Raw genomic sequence first — 14,639 nt, 5'->3', positions numbered from 1 at the left:
ACGCCGGAGCAGCTGTCCGGCACGATCCAGAACGACATCCTCAAGGAGTTCATGGTCCGCAACACCTACATCTACCCGCCGGCACCGTCGATGCGGATCGTCTCGGACATCTTCGCGTACACGTCGCGGAAGATGCCGCGGTACAACTCGATCTCCATCTCCGGCTACCACATGCACGAGTCCGGTGCCACGGCCGACCTGGAGCTGGCGTACACGCTCGCCAACGGCGTCGAGTACATCCGTGCCGGGCTCGCCGCCGGCCTGGACATCGACGCGTTCGCGCCGCGGCTGTCGTTCTTCTGGGCCGTCGGCATGAACTTCTTCATGGAGGTCGCGAAGCTGCGCGCGGCCCGGCTCCTGTGGGCGCGCCTGGTGCGGCAGTTCGCCCCGACGAGCGACAAGTCCCTCGCGCTGCGCGCCCACTGCCAGACCTCCGGCTGGTCCCTCACGGCGCAGGACCCGTTCAACAACGTGGTGCGCACCTGCGTGGAGGCGATGGCCGCGACGCAGGGCCACACCCAGTCGCTGCACACCAACGCCCTCGACGAGGCCCTCGCCCTGCCGACGGACTTCTCCGCCCGCATCGCCCGCAACACGCAGCTGCTGCTGCAGCAGGAGTCCGGCACCACCCGGGTCGTCGACCCGTGGGGCGGTTCCTACTACGTGGAGCGGCTCACCGCCGACCTGGCCGAGCGGGCCTGGCAGCACATCCAGGAGATCGAGGCGGCCGGGGGCATGGCCGCCGCGATCGAGACCGGGCTGCCGAAGCTGCGCATCGAGGAGGCCGCCGCACGCACCCAGGCGCGGATCGACTCCGGGCAGCAGCCGGTCATCGGCGTGAACCAGTACGTCACCGGCGACGACACATCGATCGACATCCTGCGGGTCGACAACAGCGCCGTCCGCGCCGGGCAGTTGGAGAAGCTGCGCCGGCTGCGCGCCGAACGCGACACCGACGCCTGCCGCGCGGCCCTGGCCGCACTGACCGACGGCGCCGCCGGCACCGCCAACCTGCTCGCGCTGGCGGTCGAGGCGGCCCGCGCCGGGGCGACCGTCGGTGAGATGTGCGCCGCCGTCGAGGCGGTCTTCGGCCGGCACACCGCCCAGATCCAGACCGTTACCGACGTGTACCGCACGGAGGTCGGCACCGTGTCGAACGTCGAGTCGGCGCGGCGGGCCACCGACGACTTCCTCGCGGACGAGGGCCGCCGGCCGCGCATCCTGGTGGCGAAGATGGGCCAGGACGGCCACGACCGCGGCCAGAAGGTCGTCGCGACCGCGTTCGCCGACCTCGGCTTCGACGTCGACGTCGGCCCGCTGTTCCAGACCCCGGCCGAGGTGGCCCGGCAGGCCGTCGAGGCCGACGTGCACATCGTCGGCGTCAGCTCCCTCGCCGCCGGGCACCTCACCCTGGTCCCGGCGCTGCGCGACGAGCTCGATGCCCTCGGCCGCGACGACATCCTGATCGTCGCCGGCGGCGTCATCCCGCCGCAGGACCACGACGCGCTGCGGGCCGCCGGTGCGGTGGCGATCTTCCCGCCGGGCACGGTCATCGCCGACGCCGCGCTGGGCCTCCTCGCCGTCCTGCGCGCGCGCCTCGACCATCCCGCCCCTCGCCGGTCTTAGCGGCGCTTTACCGGCACCGGGCAGCCTCGCGGCATGGCGATGGTGAAGGTGATGTGGCGGCGGACGCGGCAGCTGTTCGGGTTCGTCGCCGAGGGTCTCGTCGCGTACGGCGCGTTCGTGTCGCCGATCCCGCTGCCGGGCATCTACCCGGTCACGGACCCGGTACCGGTGCGCCGCCGGCAGGTCTCGTCGCACCGCCGCGGGCCGCACCGGTGCCCGCCCGACGGGCGCCGGCGGCGGCACTACGCGGCGTTTCGGTGCTCAGCCGCCGTACCCAGGCGGTGACCCGGCGGCAGGCAGGGGCGCGGCCCGCGATGCGAGCCGCGCCCCTGCTGTCGTCGGTGAAGCTCAGCCCTGCTTCCAGATCAGCAGCAGCGCCAGGTTGACCACGTACACCACGCCCAGGATCAGCGCCCACGTGAGGCGGCCGGCGGCCCACAGGGCCAGGACCCCGGAGCCGAACCACGCCACGTCGAGCACCAGGTGCGCGGCGCCCTCCAGTTTCATCGCCGCCTTCGGCGCGCCCCACAGCGCCCAGATCACCACCAGCAGCAGCGGGCCACCGACCCCGGCGGCGGTCTTGACCAGGCCGCCGGCATTGAGTGTGAAACCCCAGTAGCCGACCGCGGCCAGCACCGCGAGCTCCGCCAGGAACCGCACCGCGAGGTTCCCCATCTGCAGTCCAGCCAGCATCAACCTTCTCCAAGGTAGCGAAGGACATCCGCCCGAGACGATATCGGCTCAGGCCGCCATCGCCATGACCTTTGTGACGTCGCAGGCCAGCCGCGCGGCGAACCCGGGCAGGGCGTCGCCGGCGAAGTAGAAGTGCCCGCCCGGGAAGACGTGGTGGGCGAACGGGCCGGTCGTGCGCGCCGACCAGGCCGCCATCGCCGCCGGCGCCGCCCACCGGTCGCCGGCACCGCCGTAGACGGTCAACGGGCAGTCCAGCGGCGCCTGGAACCCGGTCGGGTGGTAGGACTCGACGGCGGCCAGGTCGGCGCGGACCAGACGCAGGAAACGGTCGCGGAACGCCGGGTTGTCCGCCAGCCACTCCGGCACCCCGCCGAGGTCGTCGAGGACGGCCAGCAGCGCCGCGTCGCCGAGGCGGTGCAGGCCCCGGCGGGCGTTCGGCCAGCCGGGCGGGAGCCGGCCGGACAGGCCGACCCACAGCGGCGGGCTGCCCGCCGCGCTCCACGCCCGCGCCACCTCCCAGGCGACGATCGCGCCCATGCTGTGGCCGAACAGCGCCACCGGAGCGTCCCGCAGCGGCTCCAGATCCGCCAGGGCGCGACCGATGACCGCCGCCATACCGCGCAGCGGCACGTCGGCGGCGCGCTTGCCGCGCCCCGGCAGTTCCAGCAGGGCGATGTCCCAGTCGGCCGGCAGGTGGCGGCTCATCGGGAAGTACGAGGCGGCGGAGCCGCCCGCGTGGTGGAACCCGATGAGCCGCACCGCCGGCACGACCAGGGGACGCGGCCGGATGAACGCCGTCACCGGGCGACCAGCCGGCCGGCACCGACGATGTCCGTGGCGAGGCAGCCCAGCAGCGACGCGAGCGGCGCGTCCATGTCCATCAGCTCCAGCGGTACCGTCGTGTTGAACCGCTGCTCGACGCCCTTGACGAAGAGCATGGCGGTGAACGAGTCGCCGCCGATCTCCAGGAACGACTGCCGCGGGTCGAGCTCCTCCTCGGCGTGCAGCACCTCGCGCAGCTCGGCCATCAGCGAGTCGGTCACCTCGTCGTGCGACAGCCCGCCGTCGACGCCGGCGACCGCGCCGGACGGGCCGGCGGCCACGGTCGTCGGCGTCAGGTCCGGCTCGTCGACCCAGAACCGGCGCCGCTGGAACGGGTAGACCGGCAGATCGGCGACGATCCGGTCGCCGGGGCGGCGCAGCGCGTCGAACCGCGGGTCGCCGCCGGCCTGGAACAGCGCGCTGAGCGCGGCCAGCAGCAGCCGCGGCGCCTGCTCCGGGTCGCCGTCGAGCAGCGGGTGCGCCTGATCGTCCCAGCACAGCCGCGCCACGCCCGCCGGCAGGCCCGGGTCCGCGCCGGTGCGGACCGCCACGCCGAGCAGTGTCAGCATCCGGGCGAGCCGGTCAGGGGTCGGGTCCGTGCGCTGGTCTCCCGCCCCGAGCAGCGGGAACGCGGCCGCGAGCCGGTCCGCCGCGGCGCTCGTGCCCGGCGCGTCCGGCCCCCAGTGCAACCGCACCTGGGGAAACGCCGCCGACGCGTCGGTGATCGGCGCGGCGCGGAGGTGCCGGGCGAGCTCCGCGCCGGTGTCGCCGAGGACGGCCAGCCGGTACGGGAACGCGGCCCGGCCGGTGCGCAGCGTGTGGCTCGCCGAGGACAGCTCGGCGGCGCCGAGGCCGGCGAGCCGGGACGCGAGCGTCAGAGCGAGCTGCCGCACCGCCGACGGGTCCTTCGCCGACACGGTGACCAGGTGCGGCGCCGGCACCGCGGCATTCGCCGGTGCCGCCGGCGCGGCCCGGTGCGGCAGCAGCGCCGCAACCCGCTGCGGGTCGAACGCCTCCAGCACGGCGTGCGCGTTGGTGCCGCTGAGCCCGAACGCGCTGACCCCGGCGATGCGGTGCGGCAGCGCCGCCGGCCACGGCGTGCCGCGGTCGGGCACCGTCAGGTGGTTGTCCGCCCACGGGATCAACGGGTTGAGCGGGCCGTCGGCCACGCTGCGGGCGGCGGGGATCCGCCCGGCGCGCAGCATCAGCACCAGCTTCACCAGCGACGCGATCCCTGAGGCGGCCTCGAGGTGGCCGATGCGGGACTTGACGCTGCCGATCGCGAGCGGCACGCCGCGGGCACCGGCGGCCGCGCCGAAGACCGCCTGCAACGCGCCCGTTTCGAGGGGGTCGCCGAGGCGGGTACCGGTGCCGTGGGCCTCGACGTAGCCGACCTCGTCGGGGCGCACGCCGCCCTCCTGCAGCGCGGCCTGGATCACCTGCTGCTGCGCCGGTCCGCTGGGCACGGTGAGCCCGGAGGAGGCGCCGTCGGAGTTGACGGCGGTGCCGCGCACCACGGCCAGGACCGTGCGCTCCTCGCGCAGCGCCCGCTCAAGCGTCATCAGCACCAGCACCCCGGCGCCCTCGCCGCGGCCGTACCCGTCGGCGTCGGCGCGGAACGCCTTGGTGCGCCCGTCCGGGGCCAGCGCGCCACTCTGGCACAGCGACACCATGAGGTCGGCGGACAGCACCAGGTTGGCGCCGCCCACGATCGCGTAACGGCACTCCTCGCGCCGCAGCGCCTGTGCCGCCAGGTGCAGCGCCACCAGCGACGAGGAGCAGGCGGTGTCGACGCTCAGCGCCGGGCCGGCCAGGCCGAGCGCGTAGCTGATCCGGCCGGCGGCGAAGCACAGCCCGCCGCTGGTGCCGAAGTACGGGTCGATCCCCGACTTGTCGGTGGCCGGGGCGAGCCGCTGCGAGTACTCCGCGCCCATGATGCCGACGAACACGCCGGTGTCGAGCCGGTCGGCGCGCCGCACCGCGATGCCCGCGCGCTCCATCGCCTCCCATGCGGTCTCCAGCAGCAGCCGCTGCTGGGGGTCCAGGGCCTCGGCCTCCCGGTTGGAAATGCCGAAGAACCCGGCGTCGAAGTCGGCGATCCCGGTGAGGAACCCGGCCTGGTCCACGTAGGACTTGCCAGGCCCTCCGGCGGGGTCGTACGCGGCGCGCAGGCCGGGCCGGTCCGCGGGGATCGGGCCGATCGCCGTGTGGTCGCTGTTGAGGAAGTCCCAGTACGCCTCCGGTGTGCTGAGCCCACCGGGCAGCCGAAGCCCGAGCCCGACGACCGCGAGCGGCGCCCGGCGCGCGCCCTCCAGCTCGGCGACGCGGGTCTTCAACGTGCGGGACAGGCGGAGCTGCTCCTCCATCAGGTGACGCAGCTGTTCCAGTTCCACGGTCATCCCTTCTTCTCGCTGATCAGGTCCTGTTGGACGGCAAGGATGAGCTGGTCGAGGGAGAGCCCGGACAGATCGGTGTCCGGGTCACCGGCGGCGACCGGGTGGGTTTCGGCGGCCGGTGCTGCGGCAGCCCCCACGGCGGGTTCCGGGTAAGCCAGGTCGTGCACGAAGCGGGTGATCGCCGGCACGGTCGGGTAGTCGATGCCCACCGTGGCCGGTAGGTCGGTGCCCATGGCGTGCTCCAGCCGGGACCGCAGGTCGATCACCATGATCGAGTCGAGGCCGATCTCGGCGAAGCTGAGGCTCTCGTCAACGGCACCGGCGTCGCCGACGATGACGCCGAGCATCTGCCGCACGGCGCCGCGCAGCACCGCCTCCCGGGCGTCCGGGGCGAGACCGTCGGCGTCCCGGCGCAGCCAGCCCTTCGCCTGGGCCGGCCGCGTGTCCGCGGAAGCGGCGCCGCCCGAGCCGGCCGCACTGCCGCTGAGCGCCGCGACCAGTGCCGCCCGCGGGTGCCCGGCGGCCTGCTGGGCGTACCGCGCGACCTCCAGGTCGACGGCGAGCAGCCGGGGCAACTCACCGGCGACGGCCAGCTCCAGCAGCGGCGCCGCGCCGTCGTCGTCCAGGGGCCGCACGCCGAGCCGCTCACCGGCGCGGCGGACCGCGTCGGCGGCCGCCATGCCACCCTTCACCGCCGGGGTCCACGGACCCCAGTTGACCGACGTGGCCGGCACTCCGGCGGCGCGCAGCGCCTCGGCGAGACCGTCCAGGAAGCCGTTCGCGGCACCGTAGTTCGTCTGCCCGGCCGAGCCGAGCAGGCTCGACGCCGACGAGAACAGCACGAACGCGGTCAGCGGCTGCCCGGCGGCGGCCGCCGCGAGGTGCTCGGCGCCGGCCGCCTTGGCCGCGAACACCTTCGCCAGCGACGCCTCGTCGAGCTCGTCGAACGGGCGGTCGTCCAGCGCACCGGCGAGGTGCAGCACGCCGTGCAACGGGCCGGTCACGGTGGCCGCGGCGACCGCGCGGGCGCAGTCGGCCGGGTCGGTGACGTCGCCGCGGACCACGCTGACGGTGACTCCGGCGGCGATGAGATCGTCGATGACCTCCTGCGCCGCCGGGTCCGGTGCGGAACGCCCCAGCAAGGTGACCGCTGCGGTGCCCTGCCGGGCAAGGAGCCGGGCGCTGCTCAGACCGAGCGCGCCGAGACCACCGCTGATCAGGACGTTCCGCGGCCACTCCGCGATCGCCGCGGCGGCCGTGATCGGCACCAGCCTCGCCACCCTGACCGGCTGCGCGGCGCCGGCCTCGACGGTGAGGCTCGGCTCGGGTACCCCGGTGGCAGCGGCCCGGGCGAGGACCCCGGCCAGCAGTGCGGGGTCCACGACCCCCTCGACGGTGACCCGCAACAGGCGGCGGCGGGGCTGCTCGGCCTCCAGCGCCGCGAGCATCCCCCACAGTGCCTGCCGCAGCGGGGCCGCCTGCGCACCACCGGCGGCCAGCACCGCATAGGGCACGTCGGGCGACGCCAGCCGCAGCGACGTCACGAGCTCCCACACCGCCCGCCGGACCTCCGGTGCACCGGCGGCGGCCGCGTCGAGGAACCGGGCGTCGGCGACGAGCTCGGCGTCCCCGGCCGGCAACGCCGCCGCGGCGGCGTGCAGCGCGGGGGTCCCGCCGACCATCGTGACGCGCGCCCCGTGCGGCGTGACGGCCGGCGTGACGGCCGGCGTGGTGTCCAGTGGGACGTGCTCGATGCGGTAGCCGCCGGACGGGCCGCCCTTGAGGCTCTGCCGCAGCACGGTGCGCGAGGCGGCCCGGACCCGGAAGTCGTCCGCGGTGAACAGGGTCCGGCCCGCGCCGGTGAAGAGCCGGATGTCGGCGCTCTCGACCCGCCAGCGGCCCTGCGACAGCGGCGCGGCCTGGGTCACGGTGACGTGCCCCCACAGCTCGTCGCCGGCGTCGGGACGGCCGGTGAAGGCCAGCCTGCGCGCCGCGAACGGGATCGCGAGCTCCGGGGACTCCCCGTCGGGCCCGTCACCGAGGAACCCGGCGATGCTCTGGAAGCACGAGTCGATCAGGCCGGGGTACAGCTCGTAGTCGGCCGGGTCGTCGGGCAGCTGCGGGCGGCGGTAGCGCACCAGTGTGTCGTTGCCGCGCAGCCACGCCTCACCGACCCACCGGAACGCCGGACCGAGCGTGTAGCCGAGCTCCCGCGCCTGCCGGTAGAACTCCTCGCCGGTGATGTGCCGCTCGGCGGTGGCGATGAACGCCGCCGGGTCCGGCGCCGCACCGGGCGCCGCGACCGCGGGCGCGCCGAGACGGCCCGACATGTGCTCCTGCCAGCGGCCCTGCACCGGGTCGGACAGGCTCTGCACGCTGATCCGGGGCTGCTCACCGTCGCCCTCGGACACCAGCAGCTGCACCTCGTAACGCTCGTCGTCCTTGATGACCAGGGCGCGCGGGCACACGAAGTCCTCCACCGTGATCGGCTGCCCGCCGGGCGCGAGCGCGCTGAGCAGCGTCGCCAGGTGCGAGGCGGCCGGTGTGACCACGGTGCCGTACAGGCGGTGGTCGCCGAGGTACGGCGGGAACACCGGGCTGCGTTCGAAGCTGAACACGCGCCCGCCGGCGAGACCCGGTGAGCGCAGCTCCCGCCCCCAGTGCGGGGTGCCCGGCACGGCACCGGCGGCGGCACCGGCAGCCGCCGCGGCAGCGGCCGGCACCCAGTAGCGCGTGCCCGCGAACGGGTAGCGGGGCGCGTCCGCCCGCGGGCCGTCCTGCACGGCCGCCCAGTTCAGGCGCTGACCGCGCTCGTACAGGGTGCGGGCCGCGCCGAGCAGCGCCGTACGGTCCGCCGCGCCGCGCCGCAGCGACGCCAGCGCGGTCTCGGCGGTCGCGGCACCGGCCGCCGTGGCCAGGTTCCCCAGGGTCCGGCCGGGCCCGATCTCCAGGTACAGGTCGATGTCCAGCTCGCGCAGCTGCTCGACGCCGTCGGCGAAGCGGACCGGGCGGCGCACGTGCTCGCACCAGTAGCCCGCGTCGTACTGCCCCGGCGCGGCGAGCCGGCCGGTGACGTTGGCGACGATCGGGATGCGTGGCCGGGCGTGCTCCAGCCCGTCGATCGCGGCCCGCAGCTGCGCCAGGATCGGCTCCATCAGCCGCGAGTGGAACGCGTGCGACACCACCAGCGGCCGGCTCTGGATGCCGGCGGCGGTCAGGTCCGCCGCGAACGCCGCCACGGCCGCGGGCTCGCCGGCCACCACGGTCGCCTGCGCCCCGTTGACCGCGGCGATGTCCAGGCCGGTGCCGTCGATGCGGGCCGCGACCACGTCGGGCGCGGCGACGACGGCGAGCATCGACCCGGCCGCGGTGCCCTGCATGAGGCGGGCCCGGTGCGCGATGAGGTCCAGGCCGGCGGGCAGGGTCAGCACCCCGGCGTGCACGGCGGCGGCGATCTCACCGACGCTGTGCCCGAGCACCGCGACCGGCTCGACGCCCCACGACCGCCACAGCGCGGCGAGCGCCAGCTCCAGCGCGACCAGCGCCGGCTGGGTGACGCGGGTCTGGTTGATCAGCTCCCGGTCGGTGCCGGCGAACATCAGGTCGGTCAGCGGGGCGCCGAGCGCGTCGCCGAAGTGCGCGGCGCAGGCGTCGATGACGTCGCGGAAGACCGGTTCCGTACGGTACAGCTCGGCGCCCATCCCGAAGTACTGGCTGCCCTGGCCGGAGAACAGGAACGCGACGCGCGGCGGCCGGGACGACCGGACGGCAGGGCCACGGCCGAGCGCGGCGAGCAGCTGCTCCCGGGTGGCACCGACGGCGGCGCGGCGCACCGGAAGGTGGGCCCGGCCGGCGCCGGCGGTGGCCGCCAGGGCCGCGGTCTCGTCGTCGGTGGCGTCGGCGAGCCGGTGCGTCCACGCCTCGGTGACCCGGGCGAGGCCTTCCTCGTCAGCCGCGGACAGCGGCAGCAGCACGGCGCCGGGGGCGGCGGCGGGCCGGTCCGCCGCGGCGGGCGCCTCACCGACGATGACGTGGGCGTTGGTGCCGCTGAACCCGAAGCCGGACACACCGGCCAGGCGCGGCCGCTCCCCACGCCGCCGCCACGGCAGCAGGCCGTCCACCACGTGCACGTTCATGTCCTGCCACGGCACGTGCGGGTTGAGTTCGGCGCAGTGCAGGTTGGGCGGGAGCTGCCCGTGCCGCAACGCCAGGACCGTCTTGATGAGGGCGACCACCCCGGCGGCCGACTCGCAGTGCCCGACGACGCTCTTGACCGAGCCGAGGTGCAACGGGCGGCCGGGTGCACGCCCGCGGCCCAGCACCGACCACGCGGCGGCCAGCTCGATCGGGTCGCCGAGGGCCGTGCCGGTGCCGTGCGCCTCGAGCAGGTCGATGTCGCCGGGCGCGACCCGCGCGTCGGCGAGGGCGTCGGCGATGACGTCCTCCTGGGCCCTCCCGCTGGGCACGGTGAGCCCGGACGAGGCGCCGTCGGAGTTCACCGCGCTGCCGTGCAGGACGGCGAGGACGGGGTCGCCGTCACGCCGGGCGTCGCTGAGGCGGCGCAGCACCAGTACGCCCACACCTTCGGAGCGCACGAAGCCGTCCGCGCCCGCGGAGAACGTCTTGCACCGGCCCTCCGGCGACAGCATGTGCGCCCGGCTCACCGCGACCGACGCGGTCGGCGCGGCGATGACGTTGACGCCGCCGGCGATCGCCCGGTCGCTCTCACCCTGCCGCAGTGAACGGATCGCCAGGTGCACCGCGACCAGGGACGAGGAGCAGGCGGTGTCGACGGCGAGGGCCGGGCCGCGCAGCCCGAGCGTGAACGCGATCCGCCCGGCGGCGGCGTTGAGCGCGGTGCCGGTGCCGAAGTACGCGTCGAGCCCTTCGAGGCCGCCGCGCTCCAGCAGCCTGCCGTAGTCGGAGTTGGAGATGCCGACGAAGACCCCGGTGCGGGAGCCGGCCAGGCCGCTCGGGTCGGTCCCGGCGGACTCCAGGGCGTGCCACGCCGACTCCAGCAGCAGCCGGTGCTGCGGGTCGAGGTTCTCCGCCTCGCGGGCCGGGACGCCGAAGAAGCCGGCGTCGAAGCGGTCCACGTCGTTGAGGAAGCCACCCTGGTCGGTGGTGACGGTGCCGGCCCGCAGCGGGTCATCGGCGCGCAGCGCGGCGCTGTCCCAGCGCGACGGCGGGACGTCGCCGACGGCGTCACGGCCGTCGCGCAGCAGTGCCCAGAACTCCTCGACCGAGTCGGCGCCGGGGAACCGCCCGGCCATGCCGACGACCGCGATCGGTTCGGCGCCGGACGGGTCCGCGACCGGCTCCGGCCCGGCGGACGGCCCGGCGGACGGCCCGGCGTGCTCCGTCGCGTCGGGCCCGGACACGGTCGCGAACGGTTCGGGCGCGGCCGGGGCAGGCTCGGGCAGGCCGGCCAGGCGCCCGTCCAGCAGGTCGGCGAGGGCGCCGGCGGTCGGGTGGTCGAAGACGTCGGAGATGGTGACCGGGACGCCGAGCTCGGCGGCGAGGGCCTTGGCCAGGTCGACGGCCATCATCGAGTCCAGGCCGAGGTCGAAGAACCCGACGTCGGCGGGGACCCGGCCGCCGGTGTGGCCGAGGACCGCCGCGACCGCCGCGGTGACGATGCCGGCCACCGCGTCGCGCCGGGCCACCTCGGGCAGCGCCAGCAGGTCGGCGCGGGCCGTGACCGGCACGAGCGCGGTGGCCGGCACCGGCTCCGTGGCCGGCGTCGCGGCTGCGGCCGGCGCCACCGGCGCTGCGGTCGACGGTGCGGCGGCCGGCGCCTGCGGTGGTGCGGACGGCGGTGCGGTCGACGGTGCGGTGGTGCCGTCGGGGAAGAGGGCGCGGGGGCGGCGGGCGGCGGTCACCTCCGTGAACCGGTCCCAGTCGACCGGGCACACGACGAGGTAGCCGTCGCCGGTCGACGGGCCGGCGCCGAGCGCCGCGCAGCCGACCGGGGCGGTCACCGCGCCGACGCCGGCGCGGGCCAGGCCGCGCAGCGACGCCGGGTCGACCATGCCGTCGACGTCCCACGGGCCGAACGCGACCGTGCGGGTCGGCGGGCCGCCGGGGACGGCGGCGAGCAGGTCCAGCCCGCCGTTCGCCGCGGCGTAGGGGCCGTAGCCGGCGGTCCCCCACAGCGCCGTCACCGACGACAGTTGCACGACGAACTCGACCGGGTGCTCGGCGGCGAGCCGCCGCAGCTGCCACGCCGCGGCCCACTTGGCGCCCAATGCCTCGGCGAAGTCCGCCTCGGTCGCCGTGCCGAGCGGGACCTCCCGTAGCGTCCCGGCGGCGTGCACGATGCCGCGCAGCGGCGGCGATCCGGGGACCGCCGCGGCCGCGGCGGCGAGCGCCGCAGGGTCGGCGACGTCGGCGGACCGGTAGGTCACCGTCGCGCCGGCGGCCCGCCAGGCGGCGAGCGCGTCACGGGCGGCGGGGCGCAGGTCCGCGGCCGCGGTCCGCCCGACCAGCAGCAGGTGCCGGGCGCCGCGGGTGACGAGGTCACTCACCACCGCCCGGCCGACTCCGCCGAGCGCACCGGTGACCAGGTAGGTCCCGTCGCCGTCGACGGGCAGACCGCCCGCGCCCGCGGTGACGGCCGCCGGCCGCAGCCGCGCGGTGTGCACGGCCGCGCCGCGCACCGCCAGGACGTCGTCGGCCCCGGTCGAGCCGAGCAGGCCCGCCAGCGCCGCGGCACCCGCCGGGGACAGCTCGGCGGGCAGGTCGACCAGGCCGCCCCAGGTCGCCGGGAACTCCAGGCCGAGGACGGCGCCGAGCCCGTTGACGAGCCCGTGCACGCCGGGCACGCAGACGTCGCCCGGGACGGCGGCGCGGGCGGCGGTGGTGAGGGCATAGGCGACGGCACCGGCCGGCAGCGACCGGACCGCGGTGGTGACGGCCGCGCACAGCCGTGCGCCGTCGGCCGCCACAGCGCTGTCGACCGCCAGAGCGCCGTCGCCCGCCACAGCATCGCCGGCCGGCAGGGCGGCGGCGGTGAAGGCGAGGGCCAGCACCGCGGGGACCGGGCGGCCACCCCAGAACGCGGCCCACTCGGCGTCGCCGGCGGGCACGGGGCCCGCATTGCCGGGGACCGGCCCGAGGACGGTCACGTCGCGGCCGGCGGCGCGGGCCGCGGCAGCCAGCGGGGTCAGCACCGCCGGGTCGTCACCGGCGAGCACCAGCGGTGTCGCGGCGGCCGGTGCCGGGTCGAGCGGCTGCCAGGCGACCTCGTAGGCGGGGATCGGCGTGTCCAGCTCCTCCGGGGCGTGCCGGGAACGCCGCCACGGGTACGGCGGGAGATCCGCGACTCGGCGCGGCAGTTCCTCCGGCGAGTCCGTGACCGGCGACGTGCCCGGGTTGCCGGTGCCCGCGGCGACGGCCCGCAGGGCCGCGGCGGCCTCGCCCGGGCCGGTGGCGCGGATCGCGGCCCGGACCGGGTGGCCGGTGCGACCGTGCGTGGCGGTGTACGCGAACGCCGGATAGTCGGCGGGATCCAGGGCGTCGGCGGCCGCGGCGAACCGGCCGGCGAGGCGCCGCAGCGCACCCTCGTCACGGGCCGAGATCTCGAAGCCGTCCACCCTGATCGCCGGCAGCGGCGCAGGGTCGGTTGCCGCGCCGAGCACGACGTGGGCGTTGGTGCCGCTCATCCCGAACGCGCTGACCCCGGCGAACCGGCCCGCGGCCGGCGACCAGCCGGTCAGCTCGCCCGGCACGGCGATGCCGGTGCCGGACAGGTCGATGCGCGGGTTGAGGGTGTCGAAGTGCACCAGCGGCGGGATCTGCCGGTACCGCAGGCACAGCAGCGTCTTGAGCAGACCGGCGATGCCGGCGGCGGCCTCCAGGTGGCCGAGGTTGGTCTTCACCGCGCCGACGTGCAGCGGGGCACCGCCGTTGCGCCGGCCGAGCGCGGTGGCGAGGGCGTCCATCTCGATCGGGTCGCCGAGGGCGGTGCCGGTGCCGTGCGCCTCGACCATGCCGACGTCCGCGGCGGTGAGCCGGGCGTCTGCCAGGGCGGCCTCGATGAGCGAGATCTGCGCCAGGACGTTCGGCGCGGTGAAGCCGGTGGAGCGGCCGTCCTGGTTGACCGCGGAACCGTGGATGATGCCGAGGACGCGGTCACCGTCGCGGACCGCGTCGGCGTGGCGCTTGAGCACGACGATGCCGGAGCCCTCGCCGCGGGTGAAGCCGTTGGCGCGGGCGTCGAACGTCTTGCACAGCCCGTCCGGGGCGAGCGAACCCATCTCCTTGCCGTAGCGGGTGGAGCGCGGCGACAGCAGCAGGTTCACGCCGCCGGCCAGGGCCACCTCGCACTCCCCCCGCCGCAGCGCCTGCACCGCCTGGTGCACGGCGACCAGCGACGACGAGCACGCCGTGTCGACGGCGACGGCCGGGCCGGTGAGCCCGAGCGTGTAGGCGACCCGGCCGGCGGCGAAGCAGTTGCCGTTGCCGGTCGCCCAGTACACGTCGGAGCCGGCCGGCTCCCAGTCGCGGTAGTCGGCGTTGGTGATACCGAGGTAGAAGCCGGTGCGCACGTCCTTGAGCGCGCGCGGCGGCACCCCGGCGTGCTCGAGGGCCTCCCACGCCACCTCCAGCAGCAGTCGCTGCTGCGGGTCGAGGGCGCGGGCCTCGCGCGGGCTGATGCCGAAGAAGTCCGCGTCGAAGCCGAGCACCTCCTCCAGCCAGCCGCCCCGGTTGGGCAGCGCGTCCCATTCGGCCGTGAAGGGCCACTTGCGGCCCGGTGGGCGGGCGTGGACCAGGTCCCGGCCGGCGGTCAGCGCCGCCCAGTAACCGTCCAGCGTCTCGATGCCGCCCGGCAGCCGCAGTCCCGCGCCGATGACGGCGACCGCCTGCGCGCCCCCCTGCCCGTCCAGCTGCGCCCGCAGCTTCTTGATGGTGTCCAGGGCGCGCGACAACGGCGTCGGTGCGGCCTGGTCGGTTCCACGCTGGTCCATGTCCGTCCTCACAGGAGTCACAGGAGAGTCGTTCGGGAAGTGGCACCCGTACGGCGGCGCTGGTCGGCGCCGCCGTACGGGGCCGTCCGTTCCGGGTGGTCCGCCCGACTGAGCGAAACGAAGCGCGGCCGGC

General features: G+C 76.1%; 6 protein-coding genes. 2 read left to right on the top strand and 4 right to left on the bottom strand.

Annotated elements, in window-relative coordinates:
- Together scpA and OP18_RS41400 are read left to right on the top strand one after the other, a co-directional pair.
- The coding region (scpA, locus tag OP18_RS41405) for a methylmalonyl-CoA mutase (RefSeq protein WP_033364683.1) at positions 1 to 1,626 on the top strand (1,626 nt) is incomplete at its 5' end.
- Positions 1,627 to 1,659: 33 nt separating this feature from the next.
- A complete protein-coding gene (locus tag OP18_RS41400; RefSeq protein WP_156090147.1) occupies positions 1,660 to 1,911 on the top strand; it encodes a hypothetical protein in 252 nt (83 codons plus the stop codon).
- 63 nt (positions 1,912 to 1,974) lie between these two features.
- Here the strand turns inward: OP18_RS41400 and OP18_RS41395 are convergent, their stop codons facing one another.
- The 4 genes from OP18_RS41395 to OP18_RS41380 are packed head-to-tail and all read right to left on the bottom strand — an operon-like array spanning position 1,975 to position 14,506.
- Positions 1,975 to 2,319: a YrdB family protein gene (locus tag OP18_RS41395; protein WP_033364681.1), complete on the bottom strand. Its 345-nt coding sequence runs from the start codon at positions 2,317 to 2,319 to the stop codon at positions 1,975 to 1,977.
- Between the two features lie 48 nt (positions 2,320 to 2,367).
- Positions 2,368 to 3,120, bottom strand: a complete 753-nt coding sequence (locus OP18_RS41390) for a thioesterase II family protein (RefSeq protein WP_162189896.1) — start codon at positions 3,118 to 3,120, stop codon at positions 2,368 to 2,370.
- Positions 3,117 to 5,540, bottom strand: a complete 2,424-nt coding sequence (locus OP18_RS41385) for a type I polyketide synthase (RefSeq protein WP_245635705.1) — start codon at positions 5,538 to 5,540, stop codon at positions 3,117 to 3,119. Before OP18_RS41385 ends, OP18_RS41390 begins: the two co-directional genes overlap by 4 nt.
- Complete coding sequence (locus OP18_RS41380) at positions 5,537 to 14,506, bottom strand: type I polyketide synthase (protein ID WP_033364680.1); 8,970 nt, start codon at positions 14,504 to 14,506, stop codon at positions 5,537 to 5,539. The genes OP18_RS41385 and OP18_RS41380 overlap by 4 nt, the downstream gene beginning before the upstream one ends.
- Between the last annotated feature and the right edge of the window lie 133 nt (positions 14,507 to 14,639).

This window comes from Dactylosporangium aurantiacum, from assembly GCF_000716715.1.
GTDB lineage: Bacteria > Actinomycetota > Actinomycetes > Mycobacteriales > Micromonosporaceae > Dactylosporangium > Dactylosporangium aurantiacum.
Note: the sequence above shows the minus strand (reverse complement) of the source record. Positions and strands in the feature narration are given on the sequence as shown.